At 35.6% G+C, this 19,834-nt stretch carries 19 protein-coding genes and 2 tRNA genes; 6 read left to right on the top strand and 15 right to left on the bottom strand.

Annotation, left to right across the window (positions count from 1 at the left end; genetic code table 11):
• The first annotated feature begins 378 nt into the window (after positions 1–378).
• Both lhpI and ACNQGX_RS07555 read left to right on the top strand, forming a co-directional pair.
• Positions 379–1,371 (top strand): bifunctional Delta(1)-pyrroline-2-carboxylate/Delta(1)-piperideine-2-carboxylate reductase, encoded by a 993-nt coding sequence (gene lhpI, locus ACNQGX_RS07560; RefSeq protein WP_417975312.1) that lies wholly within the window; start codon positions 379–381, stop codon positions 1,369–1,371.
• The gene (locus tag ACNQGX_RS07555; protein ID WP_417975311.1) at positions 1,368–2,588 is read left to right on the top strand and encodes a M24 family metallopeptidase; all 1,221 of its coding nucleotides are present in this window, start codon (positions 1,368–1,370) and stop codon (positions 2,586–2,588) included. The genes lhpI and ACNQGX_RS07555 overlap by 4 nt, the downstream gene beginning before the upstream one ends.
• 60 nt (positions 2,589–2,648) lie before the next feature.
• Here ACNQGX_RS07555 and ACNQGX_RS07550 read toward each other — a convergent pair whose 3' ends face one another.
• The 5 genes from ACNQGX_RS07550 to ACNQGX_RS07530 all read right to left on the bottom strand — a co-directional run bounded on the left by ACNQGX_RS07550 (position 2,649) and on the right by ACNQGX_RS07530 (position 10,304).
• On the bottom strand, positions 2,649–4,808 hold the full coding sequence (locus ACNQGX_RS07550; RefSeq protein WP_417975310.1) for a S9 family peptidase: 2,160 nt from the start codon (positions 4,806–4,808) through the stop codon (positions 2,649–2,651).
• A 200-nt stretch (positions 4,809–5,008) separates the two neighbouring features.
• Positions 5,009–6,244: an NAD(P)/FAD-dependent oxidoreductase gene (locus tag ACNQGX_RS07545; RefSeq protein WP_417975309.1), complete on the bottom strand. Its 1,236-nt coding sequence runs from the start codon at positions 6,242–6,244 to the stop codon at positions 5,009–5,011.
• Positions 6,245–6,453: 209 nt separating this feature from the next.
• Positions 6,454–7,464, bottom strand: a complete 1,011-nt coding sequence (locus tag ACNQGX_RS07540) for a 4-hydroxyproline epimerase (RefSeq protein WP_417975308.1) — start codon at positions 7,462–7,464, stop codon at positions 6,454–6,456.
• On the bottom strand, positions 7,437–9,050 hold the full coding sequence (locus ACNQGX_RS07535; RefSeq protein ID WP_417975307.1) for an aldehyde dehydrogenase (NADP(+)): 1,614 nt from the start codon (positions 9,048–9,050) through the stop codon (positions 7,437–7,439). Before ACNQGX_RS07535 ends, ACNQGX_RS07540 begins: the two co-directional genes overlap by 28 nt.
• Before the next feature lie 321 nt (positions 9,051–9,371).
• Positions 9,372–10,304, bottom strand: a complete 933-nt coding sequence (locus ACNQGX_RS07530) for a dihydrodipicolinate synthase family protein (protein ID WP_417975306.1) — start codon at positions 10,302–10,304, stop codon at positions 9,372–9,374.
• Positions 10,305–10,467: 163 nt separating this feature from the next.
• Here ACNQGX_RS07530 and ACNQGX_RS07525 point away from each other — a divergent pair, with 163 nt between their 5' ends.
• The gene (locus ACNQGX_RS07525; protein ID WP_417975305.1) at positions 10,468–11,313 is read left to right on the top strand and encodes an AraC family transcriptional regulator; all 846 of its coding nucleotides are present in this window, start codon (positions 10,468–10,470) and stop codon (positions 11,311–11,313) included.
• Positions 11,314–11,372: 59 nt separating this feature from the next.
• Here ACNQGX_RS07525 and ACNQGX_RS07520 read toward each other — a convergent pair whose 3' ends face one another.
• The 6 genes from ACNQGX_RS07520 to ruvC form a co-directional block, all read right to left on the bottom strand.
• On the bottom strand, positions 11,373–12,083 hold the full coding sequence (locus ACNQGX_RS07520) for a PH domain-containing protein (protein WP_417975304.1): 711 nt from the start codon (positions 12,081–12,083) through the stop codon (positions 11,373–11,375).
• 69 nt (positions 12,084–12,152) lie between these two features.
• Positions 12,153–12,524 (bottom strand): MmcQ/YjbR family DNA-binding protein, encoded by a 372-nt coding sequence (locus ACNQGX_RS07515; protein ID WP_417975303.1) that lies wholly within the window; start codon positions 12,522–12,524, stop codon positions 12,153–12,155.
• 17 nt (positions 12,525–12,541) lie between these two features.
• Positions 12,542–12,943, bottom strand: coding sequence for a GNAT family N-acetyltransferase (locus ACNQGX_RS07510; protein ID WP_417975302.1), 402 nt, complete (start codon positions 12,941–12,943; stop codon positions 12,542–12,544).
• Entirely contained in the window at positions 12,940–13,692 is a 753-nt protein-coding gene (locus ACNQGX_RS07505; protein WP_417975301.1) for a cyclase family protein, read from the bottom strand. Before ACNQGX_RS07505 ends, ACNQGX_RS07510 begins: the two co-directional genes overlap by 4 nt.
• 92 nt (positions 13,693–13,784) lie before the next feature.
• The gene (gene hemW, locus ACNQGX_RS07500; RefSeq protein WP_417975300.1) at positions 13,785–14,918 is read right to left on the bottom strand and encodes a radical SAM family heme chaperone HemW; all 1,134 of its coding nucleotides are present in this window, start codon (positions 14,916–14,918) and stop codon (positions 13,785–13,787) included.
• A 60-nt stretch (positions 14,919–14,978) separates the two neighbouring features.
• Complete coding sequence (gene ruvC / locus ACNQGX_RS07495) at positions 14,979–15,533, bottom strand: crossover junction endodeoxyribonuclease RuvC (protein ID WP_417975299.1); 555 nt, start codon at positions 15,531–15,533, stop codon at positions 14,979–14,981.
• A gap of 23 nt (positions 15,534–15,556) precedes the next feature.
• On the opposite strand from ruvC, the gene ACNQGX_RS07490 reads away from it, so the two are divergent.
• On the top strand, positions 15,557–16,543 hold the full coding sequence (locus ACNQGX_RS07490; RefSeq protein ID WP_417975298.1) for a hypothetical protein: 987 nt from the start codon (positions 15,557–15,559) through the stop codon (positions 16,541–16,543).
• Between the two features lie 7 nt (positions 16,544–16,550).
• Positions 16,551–17,666, top strand: a complete 1,116-nt coding sequence (locus ACNQGX_RS07485) for a glycosyltransferase family 2 protein (protein WP_417975297.1) — start codon at positions 16,551–16,553, stop codon at positions 17,664–17,666.
• A gap of 116 nt (positions 17,667–17,782) precedes the next feature.
• Here ACNQGX_RS07485 and ACNQGX_RS07480 read toward each other — a convergent pair whose 3' ends face one another.
• Positions 17,783–18,259, bottom strand: a complete 477-nt coding sequence (locus ACNQGX_RS07480) for a hypothetical protein (RefSeq protein WP_417975296.1) — start codon at positions 18,257–18,259, stop codon at positions 17,783–17,785.
• Positions 18,260–18,301: 42 nt separating this feature from the next.
• A complete protein-coding gene (locus tag ACNQGX_RS07475) occupies positions 18,302–18,691 on the bottom strand; it encodes a hypothetical protein (RefSeq protein ID WP_417975295.1) in 390 nt (129 codons plus the stop codon).
• A gap of 51 nt (positions 18,692–18,742) precedes the next feature.
• Between ACNQGX_RS07475 and ACNQGX_RS07470 the strand changes: the two genes are divergently transcribed.
• A complete protein-coding gene (locus ACNQGX_RS07470; protein WP_417975294.1) occupies positions 18,743–19,243 on the top strand; it encodes a DUF456 domain-containing protein in 501 nt (166 codons plus the stop codon).
• A 231-nt stretch (positions 19,244–19,474) separates the two neighbouring features.
• Here the strand turns inward: ACNQGX_RS07470 and ACNQGX_RS07465 are convergent.
• Together ACNQGX_RS07465 and ACNQGX_RS07460 are read right to left on the bottom strand one after the other, a co-directional pair.
• Positions 19,475–19,548, bottom strand: a tRNA-Asp gene (locus ACNQGX_RS07465).
• A gap of 163 nt (positions 19,549–19,711) precedes the next feature.
• Positions 19,712–19,785: transfer RNA gene (locus ACNQGX_RS07460), tRNA-Asp, on the bottom strand.
• Positions 19,786–19,834: the final 49 nt, after the last annotated feature.

The raw sequence follows: 19,834 nt of genomic DNA, 5'->3' as shown, positions 1-19,834 counted from the left end.
TTCTGTTTAAAGTTTCTATTATTTTATCCTGATCTTCCTTAGGGGAATTTTTCACTCTCGTGCCGTGGCTTCCGTCTGGAAGAACCATTTTCAATGCATATATACAAGATTTTGGAGTTGGAGCACACCCTTCGTATCATATCCTCCCAGGGCAAACACATGAGATTACATTGAATAAAATAAATCTAAAAATCATGTAAAATGCATCTTTTTGAATCATTTTTAATCTGTGGCTAATTTTATCGCTGTGGTACTATTCATGGACAGTCCTAAAAAATAATATTATATTAACCTAGTATTGACTTATTTTATCCTGTTTTCAGTTGAAATATGAACAGATAAAAAAATAGTTTAATTTTATAAAAATCTATTCCAAAAATGAAAAGCATGCAACTTATTCCCGATTCGTTTATAGAAAACAATTGTAATTTCAAACAGCTTATTAAACACTTAAAAGAAGGGTTCTCTACGTCATCCATACAAGTACCGATGCGTCATCATCACGATTTTTCTAACCCTCCGGAAGACAAGGATTCAACATTATTACTGATGCCTGCTTTTAATACCGGTATAGATGCCGGTGTAAAAATTGTAACGGTAAGCCCAAATAATGGTAAATATAACCTCCCGGCTATTCAAGGAACTTATATTTACATGGATGCCCATAAAGGAAGTATAAAAGCCATTCTGGATGCCAAATCCTTAACCGCTAAACGTACCGCTTGTACCTCAGCCTTAGCCAGCAGTTACCTTTCCAGAAAGGACTCTTCTTCTCTATTAATGATAGGTACCGGAGCTTTGGCAAAAAATTTAATCCAGGCCCACGCCAGTGTCAGACCTATTACAAAAGTTTATGTATGGGGAAGAAGTCAGAAAAAAGCCCAGGCCGTATGCGATGCGCTTGCAGACTCCCCTTATAGCTGTACCGCTATCGCAAACATAGATGATAAAATTTCAGAAGTTGACATAATATCCTGCGCTACTTTGTCTCCTACTCCATTGGTTTTTGGAAAATCATTGCAAGCAGGACAACATCTTGACTTAGTGGGTGCTTATAAAAAAGACACCCGAGAAGCTGATGACGAAGCTGTCAGGAAATCATCTGTATTTATAGACACTTATCAGGGAGGATTAAAAGAAAGCGGAGATATTTTGATTCCATTAAATAACGGCTCTTTAACCAAAGAAGCTATAAAAGCAGATTTATTCGAATTGTGTAGCGGCTCCAAAAAAGGAAGAACTTCAGAAAAAGAAATTACCTATTTTAAATCGGTTGGACATGCATTAGAAGATCTGGTTGCAGCCTCCTATTTTTATAATGAATTTATTTCCAAAAAAATAATTAACCCTCTTTTAAAGATACAGATATGAATAATGGAATTGGCGGTTCTACTGCACAAATCGAATTAGACAAAATAACAGACCGAACCCAAGGAATCCAACCCATACAATTGGAAGAATACCAAGAGCGTATAAAAAAGGCAGCCCAATTAATGTTAAACTTAAACATTAAAGCCGTTTATCTCAATGCTGGAACCAACTTGTATTATTTTACGGGAACAAGATGGAATGCCTCTGAAAGAATGGTCGGTGCCTTATTATATGCTGACGCAAGTCTGGAATACATCGCACCAAAATTTGAAGAGGGTACCTTCAAAAAATACATGACCATTGATGCCTCAATAAACTGTTGGGAAGAACATGAATCTCCTTATGCTTTACTGGGAGAATTATTGAAAAATAAAAACATTACCAATGGCGCCATCGCAGTTGATGAATCAGCAGCTTACTTTTTGGTAGACGGAGTTTCTAAAGCAAACCCTTCTTACACATTTATCAATGCACAACCGATTACAACAGGATGCCGAATTCAAAAATCGGCAAATGAAATTGCAATCATCCAAAGAGCCAAAGACATTACCATGGAAGTACAGCGTGCCACAGCTCGCATCCTACGACCAGGCATTAGTGTAAAAGAAGTAACTGAATTTATAAATAACGCTCATATAAAAGCCAGTATTCCTTCAGGATCTTACTTTTGTATCGTTTTGTTTTCAGACGATTCACAATATCCACATGGTGTAACCGTTCCTCAGAATTTAAAAGAAAACGACATTGTTTTAGTAGATACCGGTTGCCAGTTAGAAGGCTATATTTCGGATATTACCAGAACCTATGTGTATGGAACACCAACCGAAAGACACAGAGAAATCTGGAATCTTGAAAAAAAAGTACAACAAGCAGCATTTGAGGCAGCTCAAATTGGTGCAACTTGTGGTTCTGTTGATGATGCGGCACGCAAAGATCTTGCGGTAGCCGGATTGAGTGGCGATTACCAGTTACCGGGTCTGCCTCATCGTGTGGGACACGGTACCGGTTTAGACATTCATGAACATCCTTATCTGGTTAGAGGAAATACCATTACCCTTCAAGAAGGTATGGTTGTCAGTAATGAACCCATGATATGTATTCCAGGTGAATTTGGAATTCGTCATGAAGATCATTTTTACATGACCAAAAACGGCCCAAAATGGTTTACAACCCCTATGCAAAGTATTGACAACCCCTTTGGATACAATGAAAATTAAACAAAATAACAAGAGGATGCCGTTATAACATCCTCTTGTTTATATTTTCAATACTGCTTTTTATTTTGCTCCGGGAGGAGAATATTTCAAAATAAACTTCATAAAGGTATTAGCCAAATGTTGACTTGTCCCTTCCCCTTCATTAATACCATGCGTACGATTAGGGTAAATCATTAAATCAAACATTTTGTCATATTTCACCAACTCATTTATCAAAACTTCTGCGTTTTTATAATGCACATTATCATCTCCTGTACCGTGAATGTACAATAGGTTCCCTTTTAGATTTTTGGCATAGGTAATTGGTGATGCCTGAATATAGGCCGCTTCGTTTTCAGTAGGCAAGCCCATATATCGCTCCGTATATATGTTATCATAAAAATGCTGATCGGTTACTGCTGCAATTGCAATTCCTGTTTTATAAATTTCTGGATATTGAAACATTAGATTTAGCGTTACGGCTCCACCTCCACTCCAACCATGCACTGCTACTCGATCCGTATCTATAAAATTCCATTTCAATATTTCTTTGGCAGCCATGACTTGATCACGGGTATTAATGATCCCAATATTTTTATAGATTGATTTGCGCCATTCAGTTCCCTTGAATACTGGAGTACCTCGATTGTCTAATGCAATTCCTATGTATCCTTTTGGGATTAAAGCCGTAATAAAAGAATTAAAATAAGGCACATCGTTAGCAACTGCGGACATTGGCTCGCCATAAACGAAAAAGAACAACGGGTATTTTTTGGATGCATCAAAATCAAGTGGTTTAGCCATAATACCGTCCAATTCTACATTATCTATAGTCTTTACTTTAAATTTCTCTAAAGTATAATCTCTTTTTGGAGCAGAAAATGAATCAGCATCATTTGGATAGATCTTCTCGTGATTTTGTAATGAAATCAAACGTGAATTCCAATTGCGATTAATATTAGAATTGGTATGCTTCGCAAAAGCAGCATCAGGAGAAAACCGGTAAACATTGGTACCTTCATATTGATTAGGAGTACTACGTTTTGTTATTTTGGTATCTAAATTAGTTTCATATAAATACCGCTGGGTAGCATCGGTGGGGCTGGCAGCTGTATAAATAGTTTTTGTAGCTTGATTATAGGCTAAAAAGCAGGTGTCAAAATTTTCTTTGGTAATCAACTCCTTGCTTTTACCGTCCATCGCAATTTTATAAACATGCATCCAACCATCGGCATCCGAACTCCATAAAAATGCTTTCCCATTATCTACAATAGTACACGGAAAACCATCATACATGCCAGAGGAACTGTCAAAGACATCAATCCAAGAATTATTCTTTTCTTGATAAATTCGGTTTGCTATTCCTGTATTTGCCACACATTTATAGACATTGACTTCATTTTGATGACGGTTCAATTGTATTACCATCAATTCATTATTGGCTGTCCATTCCATCCTTGGTAAGTAGTTATTACTTGCCTTGCCAGGTATATCTAACCAATTGGTTTTATCCGAAGCAATATTTATAACTCCTAATTTCACAGAAGAGGGTTTCTCTCCCGCCTTTGGGTATTCAACAGGAACAGTAAACGAATATAGCGAATCGGTATTATTCATCATCAAATGATACTTTGTATCCGTTGCATCTACCCGCCAAAAAGCAATGCTGTTGCCATCAGGACTCCATCTAAAACCGTCTCTTGCATTTAATTCTTCCTCGTAAACCCAATCAAAAGTTCCGTTTATTATTTTGGCCGTGCCGTCTTTTGTAAGTTGTTTAATTTTGCCCGTATCAATATTTTCTAAATAAATATTGTGTTTGTATACATAGGCTACATTTTTACTGTCATTTGAAAACTTGGCAAACATCAATGAGGATGGATCTAAGTTTTTCCCTATTTGTCTCCCCTTCCCGGAAACAAGATCAAAAATCCAATAATCTCCTTTGGTATTGGCGCGCCAAACTTTCTTGGAATTGGTGAAAATCAGTACTTTATCCTGAGTTTTGTTCCAAACTAATTTCTCAATTTTACCTTGAAATCCAGCGGCTTTTAGTTGTTCCTTATTTAAAACTACTTTCTTTCCCGTAAGTTGATTTGCATCATAAACCGTGATGTTATCCTGCTCATTTACCCAAAGCAAGTGTGAATTTGGCAACCAATCAAGTCTATCAATATTGATAGAATTTTGCGCAAAAATCGCTTGGGCAAAAAGGCAAATAATTAAAACAAACTTTTTCATTATTATTAAAAATTTTATAAATTAAACTGTTTCAAGTGTTTTTTTATCAAAAATCCCCATTCCAAATTTTACTCAATTTATTTACTTCTTTAAAATAGAATTGATAAAAGAATAGCAATGGCATTAGAAGTCATTTTATCATAAAAATTACTTCTGTTAACTTCGAATAAAAGAGGTTGGTATAGCCGGATATCCCATGATTAGACTTGAAACATAGTAGTATTTACGGAAGTTGGTTTCCCAGAAATAATTTCGGTAATAACTTTGCCGGTAGCTGGAGCAAGACTTAATCCCATCATAGCATGTCCCGTTGCTAATATCAAATTTTTTATCTTTTTATCTCTTGCAATTATTGGCATTCCAGATGGAGTACAAGGTCTAAAACCAAACCAAGTGTCCTTCTCTATTGGTCTGTTTACTTTTAAATCAGGGTAAAATTCATTGATGCTATTTACAATTCCCTGAAGTCTTTTTTGATTAATTTTCGTGTCATTTGTGTGTGTTATTTCCATGGTTCCACCAAAACGAATGTCTCCATTCATTGGGGTTACCGCTACCTTACCTTCACACAAAATAGCGGGAATGGCTGGTTTATTTTCTTGGTCTTTCAAAGTAAAACTATAGCCTTTACCTGGTAAAATACTGAGTTTGATATTCAATTTTTTGGCAATTTCCGGACTCCAAGATCCAGCTGCTAAAACAACCTCATCAGTAGTAAAAGCCCCTTTATCTGTAATAATTTCAGAAATTGCATTGTTATTAAATGTAAAATCTTTCACTAAAGTATTCGGCAGAACTTGAACGTTTAATCGGGTTAGCTCTTCTTTTATAAATTGCATGAATTTTTGCGGATATAAATGAGCATCACTTTTATAGTGCACACCACCTATAACATCAGTTCGGGTGCCTGTCTCTAGGCTTGCCACCTCTACTTTTGAAAGAAAACCCACCTCCAGTCCCAAACGTTCCGCCTCTTTTCCTTCATGATGCATCTCTTCTGCTACTTTATCGGTTTTATAAAGCATTAAGAGTCCTTTTTCTTTATAAAAAAATGAATTGTTTTCACGAGCAAAATCTTGATACAATTCTTTACTCAGAAGAGATAAATCACGTAATGCAGGCATTGATTTTTCGACATGCCTAAGATTGGCATGTTTATAAAATTGTAATCCCCATTTCATTAAATCAGCATTCAATCTGGGTTTTACATAAAACGGGCTTTGGCTGTCAAACATCCATTTCATTCCTTGCGCTATCATTCCGGGTTGTGCCAACGGAATAATATGCGACGGAACAATCATTCCGGCATTGCCATAAGAACAGCCATCATTCAAATCAGATTTATCAAAAACCACAACTTGATATCCTTCTTTTGCTAGATAATAGGCCGTACACAACCCAATTATTCCTCCGCCTATTATGCTTACTTTTTTCATTTATTTTTTATTATTTGAGAGAAGAAACAAGAATAAAGAGAATAGAATAAAGAAACAAAAGGTAAGAAACAAGACAATAAATGGTAAACAAGTATGTCTTTTTAATATTTATTTAGCTTCTTTTCTCTCTATTCTATTCTCTCTATTCTCTTTGTTCTACTCTCTTTGTTCTATTCTCTTTGTTCTATTCTCTTTGTTCTATTCTCTTCTTAAATTACCTGAAAACCAAACGCATAAGGATCATCTTCGCCATCAATCATGATGTTATTGTATCCATATACCTTTGCCCATCCTTGAATGCTTGGCACTATTGCTTTAATATTTCCAATTAGGGTTTCTTCAACTGCTCTACCAATGAATTTGCTGCCGATATAACTTTCATGAATAAAGTCTTCTCCCAATTTTAATTTCCCTTTAGCATGAAGTTGTGCTAATCTTGCAGAGGTTCCTGTTCCGCATGGTGAACGATCGATGGCTTTATCTCCATAAAAAACGGCATTTCTGCCCGAAGAATTTGGATCTAATGGTTCACCTGTCCATAACATGTGACTCACATCACGAATGGTATCATTTTCTGGATGAATAAAACGATTTGGATATTTTTCGTTAATACGTTTGCGAACTTCTTGACTGTATTGCACAATCTTACCAGCTGTAAAATCCTGAACACCCGAGAAGTTTTTCTGAGGATCTATAATAGCATAATAATTTCCACCATAGGCAACATCAAATGTGATTTCACCTAATTCTGGGCAATCAATAGTTAATCCTTCGGCGGCCAAATAAGATTTTACATTCGTTAAACGAACCCAATCCACTTTTTTACCTGTCTGTTGGTATTCTATTTCAACCAAACCCGCAGGAGCCTCCATCTTGATTTTTCCAGGAACTTTTGGGGTAACCAAACCTTCTTCGATGGCAATGGTAATGGTACCAATGGTTCCGTGTCCGCACATAGGCAAACAGCCTGATGTTTCTATAAATAAAATTCCAAAATCATTTTCAGGATTACTTGGCGGATATAAAATACTGCCACTCATCATGTCGTGACCGCGGGGCTCAAACATTAATCCTTTTCGAATCCAATCAAATTCAGAAAGAAAATGTTGACGTTTCTCACTCATGTTTGCCCCAACAAGATTAGGTCCTCCACCAGCAACAACTCTCACGGGATTCCCACAAGTGTGTGCATCTACACAAAAGAAGGTTTTTCTTGACATTTTTCGATATTTGAATACGTTTGTTTATTATTTACTAATCTTAAAATCCCCAATGGATTTTCGTCTTGCAATTCAATTGGCAATAAAGCATTTGGCCAATTTTGATAACTGAATGGTCTCACCCAACGTTTCACAGCGTCTAATCCGACAGCCGTAAACCTAGAATCAGATGATGCAGGATAAGGTCCTCCATGAATCATCGATGGACAAACTTCTACACCAGTTGGAACTCCATTAAAAATAATTCTACCCACTCTATTTTGTAAAGCTGCTATAACCGTTGTGTAATTATCAATTTCAGTACCTTCAGCAAGGATAGTAGCCGTTAATTGTCCCGCTAATTGATCAATAATTGAAGTCAATTGGGCTTCATCATCACATTGAACGATGATTGAAAACGGCCCAAAAACTTCATGACTTAAAGTAGGATTTTCTAAAAACGTTTTTCCTTCTACCATAAGTAACGTTTGTGAGGCAAAATTGGGAGCTATTTCCCCTTTATATTCTGCAACGGTATGAACTCCTGTTTGAGATTTCAACAACTCTTTTCCTTGATTAAAGTCGGCATGAATTGAAGGGTGCAACATACATGATGGAGCAATTTTTTCAATTTCAGTAGACAACTCAGAAATAAAACGAGTTAAATCTTCTCCTTTTATACCCAATAACAATCCTGGATTAGTACAGAATTGACCTGTTCCCATGGTGATTGAACCCGCATAAACAGTTGCCCATTTTTGGCTTTCGTTTTCTAAAGCTTTTGGCAAAACAACAACAGGATTTATACTTCCCATCTCTGCAAAAACAGGAATAGGTTCAGGACGTTGAGAAGCTAAATCGTATAATGCCCTACCTCCTTTAATGCTTCCTGTAAATCCAACTCCTTTTACAAGAGGATGACTTACTAAAGCACCTCCTACAACAACTCCACTACCAATAAGATTTGAAAAAACACCTTCTGGCATGTTTGTCTTTTGGGCTGCTTTGATAACTGCCGAAGCAACCATTTCACCAGTACCAATATGCATCGAATGGCTCTTTACAATAACTGGGCAACCGGCTGCCAAAGCAGAAGCCGTATCTCCTCCAGCTGTTGAAAATGCAAATGGGAAATTACTCGACCCAAAAACAACAATTGGCCCTATTGGCACAAGCATTTTACGCAAATCATCTTTAGGAAGAGGTTGTCTATCCGGAACTGCAGTATCCAATGTTGCTTCTAACCAACTTCCTTCAATAAGCATATCTGCAAAAGAACGCAATTGAAAAATAGTCCTTCCTCTTTCACCTTCGGCTCTACCTCTAGGCAAACCAGATTCAGCACAATAAAGATCTAATAATTGATCCCCAATAGCTAAAATCTCATCTGCAATCGCATTTAGAAAAGCAGCTTTTTCCTTCCCCGTACAGTTTTTATACACTTTATAGGCTTCGTTTGCCAAAGTAGCAGTTTCCTCAATTTCGGCTGGAGTTGCCTCAACAAATAACCATGGATTTTCTGTATTCAACTGAGGATTAAACGTTTTAAACGTTTTATTCCCACTAGCCTTTAACTGGCTTCCTATATAATTTTTACCTGTTATCATTGTGCGTTATTTAATTTTGATTCACTTGTTTTATCTTTTTTCCGAAACATAAACCCAAATCATTATTTATATCTGTATCTGCAAAATTTTTGAATAAGTAAAGGTTTTGAAATAAAGCGTACAAAATTTGGCGAAGTTATTTCGGTCTTTTTCAAGGCAAAAAATCTTTAAATAGCTGGGCTATTGAAATATTTTTTAACGAAGAAAAAGGGCAAAAGAACGAGACAAATTGCACGGTTTATTTTAAAACATTTACTAAAGGGGTAACTTATAAAAGAGCTACCCCACTAACCAACAATCTGAAAAAAATTAAAAAAATAGTTACGCCAACACCTGACCATTACAGTTTTTGTAATCTGGCAATGTTGGTCTTGTTCTAAGACCTTCAGCAATAATCGCTAAAACTCTTTCTCTTTCGGCTCCTTGAAGCGGCAATCTAGGTGCACGAACATATTCTGTCCCTAAACCTGTGGCTACCTCAGCTAATTTGATATTCTGCACCAAAAAAGCATTAATATCTAACTCCAACAAAGGCAAAAACCATCTATAGATAGCCAAAGCTTCGTCAATTCGTCCCGCTTTTGCTAAATTGAAAATAGCAACAGTCTCTGCTGGAAAAGCATCTACCAAACCGGATACCCAACCGTGAGAACCCATCAATATACTTTCTAAAGCCAAGGTATCAACCCCAGAAAGAATCTTCAAACGATCTCCAAAACGATTAATAATCCTTGTAACATTCGAAATATCTCTGGTAGATTCTTTTACCGCTTGAATATTGTCGAATTTTAACATTTCCTCAAACATATCCAACGTAACCTCGATTTTATAATCAACTGGATTATTGTATACCATAATTGGCAATGAAGTATTTTTTGCCACTTCAGAAAAATAAACAACCGTTTCATATTCCGAGGCAGTATAACGCATCGGAGGTAACATCATCAGCCCTTTTGCTCCATCTTGCTCTGCTTTATTTGCTGCTGCGATAGCACCACGAGTCGTTTGTTCGGCGATATTCATGATAACGGGAACTTGACCGCCAACAATTCCAACAGTGCCTCTAACCAATTCTCTTTTTTCTTCTTCCAATAAAGTACTGGCTTCTCCAAGAGTTCCCCCTAAAATTATTCCGCTAACACCCGCTTCAAGCTGTGCTTTTACATTTACTTCAAACATGTTGAAGTCTAATTTATCATCCGCAGTAAACTTGGTTGTAACTGCCGGTATTACACCTTTCCATTGAATACTCATAATTTCTAATTTTTTTTATTCAAAATTAAATGTTTGATGCAGATAAAACTTTTGATAAATTACCTAAAATCAATACTATATTATCTTTTATTTAAAAATATAATCCCATATTGAGTAATATATGCAAATTATTTTTACATTTGAATTCATCAAACCACTAAAAATGAAAGTATTCCCCTTTAAAATACCAAAGCCTAAAGAAGAAGCTCTTATTTATCAAGAGGACCGAGAAGTTGTTTTTTATGGCAAATTACACCAACATGAGGAAATACAAATTAGTTATATTGCCAATGGCGAAGGAACTATTCTTGTGGGGGACACGATCAGTGGGTATCAAAAAGGAAATATTATTGTAATAGGAAGCAATTTGCCCCATGTTTTTAGAAGCGAAATCAATACAAATGAAACATCGGTTATGTTGACCTTGTTTTTTACGTCAAATTCTTTCGGCAACAATTTCTTCGATCTTCCTGAATTCAAAACACTTGAACCCTTTTTTACTGCCATAAAGAATGGTTTTAAAATAGACGAAGTTCCAAACAAAATAGTAAATCAATTCTTGAAGCTAAAAAAGGCCAATGAATTTGATCGTTTTTTAATATTCTTTAAACTAATTAAAAACATTTGTCTCAGCGAGAAAAAAACACTTTCCAATTTCATTTATGACAAACCCTTTACCGATAGAGAAGGCAAAAGGATGCAATTGGTTTTTGACTATGTGATGACCAATTACCAAAGGGACATTTCTCTGGAAGAAATTGCTTCCTTGTCTAATATGACTAAAAATGCATTTTGCCGCTATTTTAAATTAAGAACCAACAAAACATTTTTTCAGTTCTTGATCGATATCCGAATAGAACGGGCTGGCAAACTATTATTAAAAAACCGGGAACTTTCTGTTATAGAGATTGCTGAATTATGTGGCTTTAACAATATTTCTAATTTCAATAGAAAATTCAAAGAATTGAAACACAACTCTCCTTTACAGTACAGAAAATTATACAAATAAAAAAGCTGCCAAATATCTAATTTGACAGCTTCTATAATATTACATCAGACTCAAAATTATTACATTTGACTCAAAATTTCTTTTTTGAAAGCATCATATTCGCCTTGTAAAATCAATCCGTTATCAAGGAGTTTTTTATAATTCTGTAATTTTTCAAAAAGTTCATCTTGCGATAAATCGCTTAAAGATTTATCTTTTGATGGTATTGCAATTTCTTCGAATTCTTGATTTTCAGCAGTGAAATTTGGTTGTAAAATAGGCATTATTTCAGCGAAACTAGTTACTTCTTCCGTTTCTATTTCTTCAATGACTTCAACTTCTTCCATTGGAACAACCGGAACTTCATCCATCATGGTTGCGTTTAATACAGACCCAACTTTCAATATATCCAATTGTTCTTTGGCGTAAGTGAAAATTTTTCGCGCTTGGATTTTAGGAATATAATCAATGGAAACTTCCATATTTGTTCTGGTTGTAAAAGAAAACTCTGAACCCAAAATATTTTCTTTCACAAAAGTTCCTTCAATCTCGTCCCAAGTATAATCAATAAAATTCATTGAAAGTCCCAGATTTTTTGGTTGACAAATGATAATTCTCTTATTCGTCATCACGATACTATCCGGCAAAACGGTAATCGCTGGTTTTTTTTGAACAGCAATATATCCGATTTCTTCATTCTTCATCAATAAATCACTCAATTTTGAAGCGATTTTTTCAATAGCTTTTGGGTCTTGTTCTTCGTTTAAAAACTTCTTAAATTGTTCTTTCATATGATATGCTGAATTTATTTCAGTATGTATTTATAATTTTTATTCTGATTTTCTTCGCAAAAGTAATGCCTAATTTTCTAATTCTTCAATTTCGCTCTGCAATTTCTTTGTTAAACTTTTGAAAACCAATTCATAGGAATGATCAATCAACTCTTTGACAAGCGCATCCGAAACTGATTCATTTACAGCAATTGTATTCCAATGGATTTTACTCATGTGAAAACCCGGCTGAATAGCATCGTATTCAGCACGTAATTCCTGAGCACGCTCCGGATCACATTTCAAATTGACTGATGGCTCCCCTTTTTCCCATTGTCTTAAAGACGACAACGCAAACATCTTTCCGCCCACTTTAAACACTAATGTATCTTCATCAAAAGGAAAATGTTCCGTAACCCCTTTTTTCGAAAGGCAATATTCGTAGTAGTTTTCTAAGTCCATATTTAATTTATAAAATTTCAAATGACTTTCTTTTCCATCATTTTTTCAGGATTTTCCAATGCTGTAAAACCAAATTTTTGATATAAAAAATGGGCGTCAGAAGTTGCCAATCGCCAAATTTTCACTTCTTTTAATTGAGGTTCATTCATCATATTTTCGATTAAAATAGACGAATACCCTTTGCCTCGATGTTCTTCAGTAATAAAAACATCCATTAAATAGGCAAAAACCACATAATCCGTAATAACACGTGCAAAACCAATTTGCTTATCATTTAAATAAATTCCGAAACAAAACGAATTATCAATCGTAATTTGAACTTCTTCCATTGTTCGCCCTGCGGCCCAATAAATATCTTTCAGAAAATGTTGAATAAACGGAACGTCCAGTTTATTTTTATCGGTTGAAACGGTTATCATATTTTATATAAAACAGGTTTACTCGGACTGGCATCATTCTCAAAAGATGCGATTTGTAAATTCAGCAAATAACTACCGTCCTGAACGTCATTCGAAACAAAAATCATTTCGGTAATCGTCGATTCTAATCTCGCATCTTCATTGAGATTAGTGACATCCGTAACATTCCAAAATGCTTTGTGGGCCAATAACTTTCCCTCGTCATGTTCTTTGTCCACACTTGGCAAATCAATCAGTAAATGCTGAATTCCGCTTTCGCGAATGAATAACGCAGCATCTTGATCCAGATAAGGCGGATTCGTATTCGAATACTTTAAAGATCTTTTTATTTTAAAATTAGGAAGAGTTCTAATAATTATAGCTTCAGGAGTTTTTCCTTCCAAACTGTTTTCAATTTGATTTTTAGTTATTACCAAATCTTCTCCTTGTATTTCCGGCACAACCGAAATCAATTCAGCCAGAAAGAAAAACTGTTTCAACGACTGATTAATACTGTAAAATTCTCGTGTAATATGCCCCAGACATTCGGTGTGAGTTCCATGTCCGTGTGGATTGAAAAAAATATTATTAAAATTTGTCGAGGATTTTCCTTCCGAAACTTTTCCTATCCAATCCCCAAAAACCACAGGTTCAATTACCGGTTTGTCGATATACCAAGCAATTGGATTCTCATCCGTATTCGTTAATGGAATCGAAATATCAATAGGTTTTGATAGATCTACTTTGAAGTTATCAATAGTTGCAATCATAATTATTTAACCACAAAGGGCACTAAGATTATCACCAAGATCACAAAGCATAGTGGACTTTGCGCCATCTTTGTGTTCTTAGTGGTTATATGTTATTCCAAATTTAAGTAAAATAAATCTGACGCAATTCCATCTGTCAAAAACTTTCCTTTCGGTGTTGGTTTTAAGATATTGTTTTTGATGAAAACTAAATCATCATCAAGGAATTTCTGCAGTTGTTTATTTAAATATTCCAAATAATCACTTCCAAATTCATTCTCAATTCTATCCAACGAAACGCCCCAAATCGTTCGCAAACCCGTCATAATATATTCGTTGTAACGGTCGGTAATCGACAGCACTTCCTTTTCGCTTGGAAGTTTATTTTCATGCATTGATTTCAGGTAAATGGAATTATTCGAAACATTCCAACTTCGGGAAACTCCGTCGTAGCTATGCGCCGATGGTCCAACTCCAATGTATTTTTTTCCCAACCAATACGCAGAATTATTCTTTGAAAAATAATTCTCCTTTCCAAAATTCGATAATTCATAATGAATAAAATCATTTGCTTCGAGCGTTTCGACCAAAATAGCAAAATGTTCTTGCGCAACATCATCTTTAGGCGCTGCAATTTTCCCAGTTTGAATGAGTTTGTTCAATGCCGTTTTTGGTTCCACCGTCAACGCATAACTGGAAATATGCGGAATACCAAAACTCAATGCTGTTTCAATATTTTCTTTCCATTTCTCATTGCTCATTCCCGGAATTCCGTAAATCAAATCAAGGGAAATATTGTCGAAATACTTGGTGGCTTCTTCCAAACATTTTTTGGCTTCCGCCGAATTATGAGCACGGTTCATCAGTTGTAAATCTTCTTCAAAAAACGACTGAATCCCAATGCTTAATCGGTTGATTTTACTTTTAGACAATTCAATTATTCGTACACTTGACAAATCATCAGGATTGGCTTCAAGCGTAATTTCGGGATTTTCAATCACAGAATAATTGCTATAAACTGCAGCAATTAAAAAATTAATTTCTTCAGAAGTTAAAACACTTGGCGTACCTCCGCCTAAATAAATGGTTTCGACTTCTTGATTCTCAAACTCGCTTTTACGCATTTGAATTTCTTTGGCAATAGCCAAAACCATTTCTTCTTTCTTCTTCATCGAAGTCGAAAAATGGAAGTCGCAGTAATGACACGCCTGCTTGCAAAAAGGAATATGTATGTAGATTCCGCTCATTTATTAGTATTCAGTGGTCAGTTTTTTTAGTGGTCAGTTCTGTAAACTGATAACTGACTACTATTTTTTAACTCGTTCTTCGTTTTGTTTTACAAAAGCATCCCAACCGGTATAACTTTTCTCGCCAATCACTTTACCGGAATTGAAAAAATGACAAACCGCTGCTGCCAATCCATCCGTACTATCGAGGTTTTTAGGCAATTCCTTCAATCCTAATAATTGTTGGAGCATTTTGGCAACCTGTTCTTTACTGGCATTTCCGTTTCCGGTAATCGCCATTTTTATTTTCTTAGGCTCGTATTCGGTTATGGGAATATCTCTCGAAAGTCCCGCTGCCATGGCCACGCCTTGCGCTCTTCCTAACTTCAGCATCGATTGCACGTTTTTACCAAAGAAAGGCGCTTCAATTGCAATTTCATCTGGATTGTGTGTGTCAATTAACTCAATGGTGCGTTCGAAAATGATTTTCAATTTTTGATAATGATTGTCGTATTTGGACAATTGCAACTCATTCAATTGCAAAAATTCCATTTTTTTATTGACAATTTTTATCAATCCAAAACCCATAATCGTCGTTCCTGGGTCAATTCCTAATATGATGCGTTCGTTTGCCAATTTTAATTTGTTATTTTGCAGTAATGATTTCAATTCCACACAAAACTAAGCAATTCCTCGTACTTCTAATCAAACTTTTGATTGTGGGCGGTGCGTTTTATTTTATTTACAATCAATTGGCCAATAATGATAAACTGGATTGGCAGAAATTCATCATTTTATTCCAGAAAAACCAATCCATTGGCGGAATTGCCTTTATTTTGTTATTGAGTGTTTTGAATCGATTTTTTGAAATCCTAAAATGGCAGAATTTGGTTGAATTCATTCATAAAATATCTTTGGGAACAGCAACCAAACAAGTTTTAGGAGCATTGACAGCGGGATTATTTACGCCAAACGGCGTGGGTGAATATGCCGGAAAAGCGTTGTTTTTTGACAAATCAAACACTAAAAAAGTGATTTTCTTGAATCTGATTTGCAACGGAATCCAAATGATATTGACCGTTATTTTTGGAATTTTAGGTTTATTGTATTTCAATGCGCAGTACAATGTGATTACCACAAAAACGGTAGCGCTACTTTTTGGATTTCTAATACTTCTTTTCATTGTTTTATTTTCGGTCAAAAAAATTACTATCAAAGGTTATTCGATCGAAAAACTGATTCATAAGATTAATGAAATCCCAAAACCCATTCATCAAAAAAACATCTTTTTAGGCATTTGTCGTTTTCTGGTTTTTTCGCACCAATATTACTTTTTGTTCCTGGCTTTTGATGTTGACTTGCCTTATTTAATAGCCATTGCCACGATTACAAGCGTTTATTTTCTAGCTTCCTCTTTGCCCACTTTTCAGTTTTTGGACTTTGCCGTAAAAGGAAGTGTGGCTGTGTATTTCTTTGGAATTCTTGGCGTAAACGAATGGATTGTGATTTTTATAACCACACTAATGTGGTTTCTGAATGTCGTTTTACCAGTTGTGATTGGAAGTTATTATGTGTTGAATTTTAAAACTCTCTCCCCTCCCGAAACTTCGGGACTTTCCAAAGGAGAGGGAGACGAAACTTTATAAAATAATTATGATTTCAATTGTTTTATTTATAGTCCTTTTGATTTATTCAGTTTCTATTGGACTTTTAATTTATGGTTTCACCAAAGTAAATACTATAAATTATACTGGGGTAAAGCCTAAAACAAAATTCTCGATTATTATTCCTTTCCGGAATGAAGCCGAAAACTTGCCCATTCTATTAGAGAGTTTGTCGAAGTTGAATTATCCGATGGAATTGTTTGAAGTGATTTTAGTTGATGATGAATCCGAAGAAACGTTTAAAATTCCATTGTCATCTCGAGCGCAGTCGAGAGACAATATTCAAATAATAAAGAACATTCGGATTTCGAATTCGCCCAAGAAAGATGCGATTGTAACCGCGATGCAAATCGTAAATACGGACTGGATTATTACCACCGATGCCGATTGCATTGTAAATACAAACTGGTTATTGACATTGGATAATTACATTCAGCTACATGATGTTGCGATGATTGCCGGAGCGGTAACGTATGATTGTGGTAATTCATTTTTGCATCATTTCCAGCAATTGGATTTGGCGAGTTTACAAGGCGCAACCATTGGGAGTTTTGGTATTGACAAAGGATTTATGTGCAATGGCGCCAACTTTGCGTATACCAAATCCTTTTTTCAAGAGCTGAATGGTTTCGAAGGAAACGATGGAATTGCCAGCGGCGATGATGTTTTCCTGTTGCAAAAAGCGATTGCGAAATCCCCTGATAAAGTTCATTATCTAAAATCTCAAAACAATATTGTCATCACAAAACCATTGAATGATTGGAAATCATTATTTTACCAACGCGTTCGTTGGGCATCCAAAACAAGCTCGTATCAAAGTACTTTCGGGAAAGGATTGGGAGTACTGGTTTTTGCTGGAAATTTGTGTTTGATTTTGGGTGTTTGGTTTTGGATATTCGGTATGATTTCGTTTCCAAATATCTTTTTATTAGTGGTATTGAAATTTTCAGTTGATGCTGTTTTGATTTACAAAACCAATTATTTTTTAACCAAAACCAAAATGCGTTATTTGATTTTGAGCAGTTTGTTCTATCCTTTTTTTAGTACAAGCGTGGCTTTGTATTCGTTGTTTGGAAAATACGAATGGAAAGGGAGAAAGTTCTAATTTGCACTAAAGCCCTAGCCCAGATAGCAGTGAAAATCCTTTATGTTTTTGCTGCCAAAAACATAAAGATTATAACGAATAGCTGATCCCGATAGCTATCGGGATAGCTTCAAAACCTACTCTACTTTTAGAATAACTGGAAGAATAAATTGTGTTTTTACTGGAATTCCGCGTTTGATGGCTGGGTTAATTTTTGGAAAATCAACCAAACGGACTTTAAGAATACTGTCAATTTTGATTTTATCGTAGGCAACAGAATCTTTTGGAAATTGAGGTTCGAATTGCATCGTTGCATTTGGAAAAACAGTAACCTTTACTTCAATCGTATCCAGTTCAGGATAGAGGATAGAAAGAGTGTCAATGCTCAATTTCTCCTGAATCAGCTGCGTTAAAACTTCGAAAAAACATTGTTGGCGTTGTTTTTTATCTTCTATTTTTTCACAATCTACTACCGATGGGTATTCATCGACTTCTTTCCAATTGATGGATTTCAGTTCCTTTTGCAACAATTCCTTTTCCGAAGGGATTTGCTTGTCAAAGTATTGACAGGAATTAAAAAATATAAATACTAAAAAGAGGTAATACTGCTTCAAGGTTTTGTTTTTGAATTGGACTAATATTCTATAAAAATACAATTATTTTTTTTGAGATGCTTTCGAAAGCAAATAATCTTCGTAGTTTTCAGCAAACCATTTCTTTTTGTTTTCGGCTGCGATTTCTTTTTGATCTGGATACAAAGCCGCCAATCGGTCTGAAAAAATAGCAATCTGAATCGTATATTTATAGAATTCCTCCTTTGTCAATACTAAATTTGGATTTGATTTTTTATCGGAAAACTCAAAAAAAAGCGCATCAAACTCTTTCAAAGAAAAATTTAATACTTTTACTCTATTCTCGTTGTAAATAGCCTCCTTTAAAAAGGCATCATTGCTATTTGCAATTTTTCCCTGGGCATTTACAGTCCAAAAAGAAAAAACGAAAAAGAATATAATCGAAAATAAAATGATTAATTTAATCCCTTTCATAAGCTGGTTAAGTGTTGCTTTTGTGTTTTCAAAATTACTAAAAATAAATTTATGGATGTACTGCTTTTGGTTCTTGGTTTTATGTGTGTGATTTTAGGCATTTTTGGTAGTTTTTTACCGGTTTTACCCGGTCCTGGCATCAGTTGGGTCGGGTTGGCATTGCTTTATTTCACGAATGCTGTTCCGGCTAATTATTGGATTTTAGGTATTGCATTGTTAGTCACTGTAATCATATCGATTTTAGATTATGTAATTCCGGCTAAAGGAACCAAGAGATTTGGCGGAAGCTCGTATGGTATTTGGGGAACAAACATCGGTTTGATTGTTGGAATTCTTGCTCCTGTCCCTTTTGGCTTCATTATCGGTCCTTTTGTTGGTGCGCTAATAGGAGAACTTATTTATGATTTTAAAGACCATAATCGGGCTTTGAAAGCAGCCGCAGGTTCCTTTGTAGGCTTTCTGGCTTCCAGCTTTATGAAGTTTGTGGTTTGCGTAATGTATTTGGGATTGTTTGTCTGGATTGTATGGCAAAATAGATCCGGATTGTTTTAATATAGGTTTGTTCGTAAGAATCCCTATTTTCATTTTTCCGTCACAGATTATAAAATTAAACGTACTTTTTTACGACATCTTAAAAATTAGGAATGAATCCGTTTAATCCGCGTGCCATTTTTAAAACATTAGACACATTACCGACAAACCTATTAATTTACAACTACCCTAAAATAAAAAAGCCTTTCCGTTACAGAAAGGCTTTCTTCTCCCGATAGCTGTCGGGATTAGCGGTCTGGACGGGACTCGAACCCGCGACCCCATGCGTGACAGGCATGTATTCTAACCAACTGAACTACCAAACCTGCTATTTAATCAAAAAAGCTATCCACAAAAGTGGAAAGCTTTTCATTGGTCTAACTACTAAACCCGGTCAGCTTACAAGGCCGACCAAACAACACAACTAGCTTTCGATACCGTAATTGGGCAAAAAAGCCTTTCTGTTACGAAAGGCTTTCTCCAATATTGCGGTCTGGACGGGACTCGAACCCGCGACCCCATGCGTGACAGGCATGTATTCTAACCAACTGAACTACCAAACCTCTGCGTTATTGCGGTGGCAAAGATACAATAGATTTCCGTTTGCGCAAG

Origin of the sequence: Flavobacterium glycogeni, assembly GCF_048286775.1 — a bacterium.
Classification (GTDB): Bacteria; Bacteroidota; Bacteroidia; order Flavobacteriales; family Flavobacteriaceae; genus Flavobacterium.
The sequence above is the reverse complement of the archived record's forward strand: the minus strand, read 5'-3'. Positions and strand labels throughout refer to the sequence as shown.

Excerpts from the sequence above, each read along its gene's own strand:
- lhpI (WP_417975312.1), top strand. The coding sequence starts at position 379 with ATGAAAAGCATGCAACTTATTCCCGATTCGTTTATAGAAAACAATTGT.
- ACNQGX_RS07555 (WP_417975311.1), top strand. The coding sequence starts at position 1,368 with ATGAATAATGGAATTGGCGGTTCTACTGCACAAATCGAATTAGACAAA.
- ACNQGX_RS07550 (WP_417975310.1), bottom strand. The coding sequence starts at position 4,808 with ATGAAAAAGTTTGTTTTAATTATTTGCCTTTTTGCCCAAGCGATTTTT.
- ACNQGX_RS07545 (WP_417975309.1), bottom strand. The coding sequence starts at position 6,244 with ATGAAAAAAGTAAGCATAATAGGCGGAGGAATAATTGGGTTGTGTACG.
- ACNQGX_RS07540 (WP_417975308.1), bottom strand. The coding sequence starts at position 7,464 with ATGTCAAGAAAAACCTTCTTTTGTGTAGATGCACACACTTGTGGGAAT.
- ACNQGX_RS07535 (WP_417975307.1), bottom strand. The coding sequence starts at position 9,050 with ATGATAACAGGTAAAAATTATATAGGAAGCCAGTTAAAGGCTAGTGGG.
- ACNQGX_RS07530 (WP_417975306.1), bottom strand. The coding sequence starts at position 10,304 with ATGAGTATTCAATGGAAAGGTGTAATACCGGCAGTTACAACCAAGTTT.
- ACNQGX_RS07525 (WP_417975305.1), top strand. The coding sequence starts at position 10,468 with ATGAAAGTATTCCCCTTTAAAATACCAAAGCCTAAAGAAGAAGCTCTT.
- ACNQGX_RS07520 (WP_417975304.1), bottom strand. The coding sequence starts at position 12,083 with ATGAAAGAACAATTTAAGAAGTTTTTAAACGAAGAACAAGACCCAAAA.
- ACNQGX_RS07515 (WP_417975303.1), bottom strand. The coding sequence starts at position 12,524 with ATGGACTTAGAAAACTACTACGAATATTGCCTTTCGAAAAAAGGGGTT.
- ACNQGX_RS07510 (WP_417975302.1), bottom strand. The coding sequence starts at position 12,943 with ATGATAACCGTTTCAACCGATAAAAATAAACTGGACGTTCCGTTTATT.
- ACNQGX_RS07505 (WP_417975301.1), bottom strand. The coding sequence starts at position 13,692 with ATGATTGCAACTATTGATAACTTCAAAGTAGATCTATCAAAACCTATT.
- hemW (WP_417975300.1), bottom strand. The coding sequence starts at position 14,918 with ATGAGCGGAATCTACATACATATTCCTTTTTGCAAGCAGGCGTGTCAT.
- ACNQGX_RS07490 (WP_417975298.1), top strand. The coding sequence starts at position 15,557 with ATGATTTCAATTCCACACAAAACTAAGCAATTCCTCGTACTTCTAATC.
- ACNQGX_RS07485 (WP_417975297.1), top strand. The coding sequence starts at position 16,551 with ATGATTTCAATTGTTTTATTTATAGTCCTTTTGATTTATTCAGTTTCT.
- ACNQGX_RS07475 (WP_417975295.1), bottom strand. The coding sequence starts at position 18,691 with ATGAAAGGGATTAAATTAATCATTTTATTTTCGATTATATTCTTTTTC.
- ACNQGX_RS07470 (WP_417975294.1), top strand. The coding sequence starts at position 18,743 with ATGGATGTACTGCTTTTGGTTCTTGGTTTTATGTGTGTGATTTTAGGC.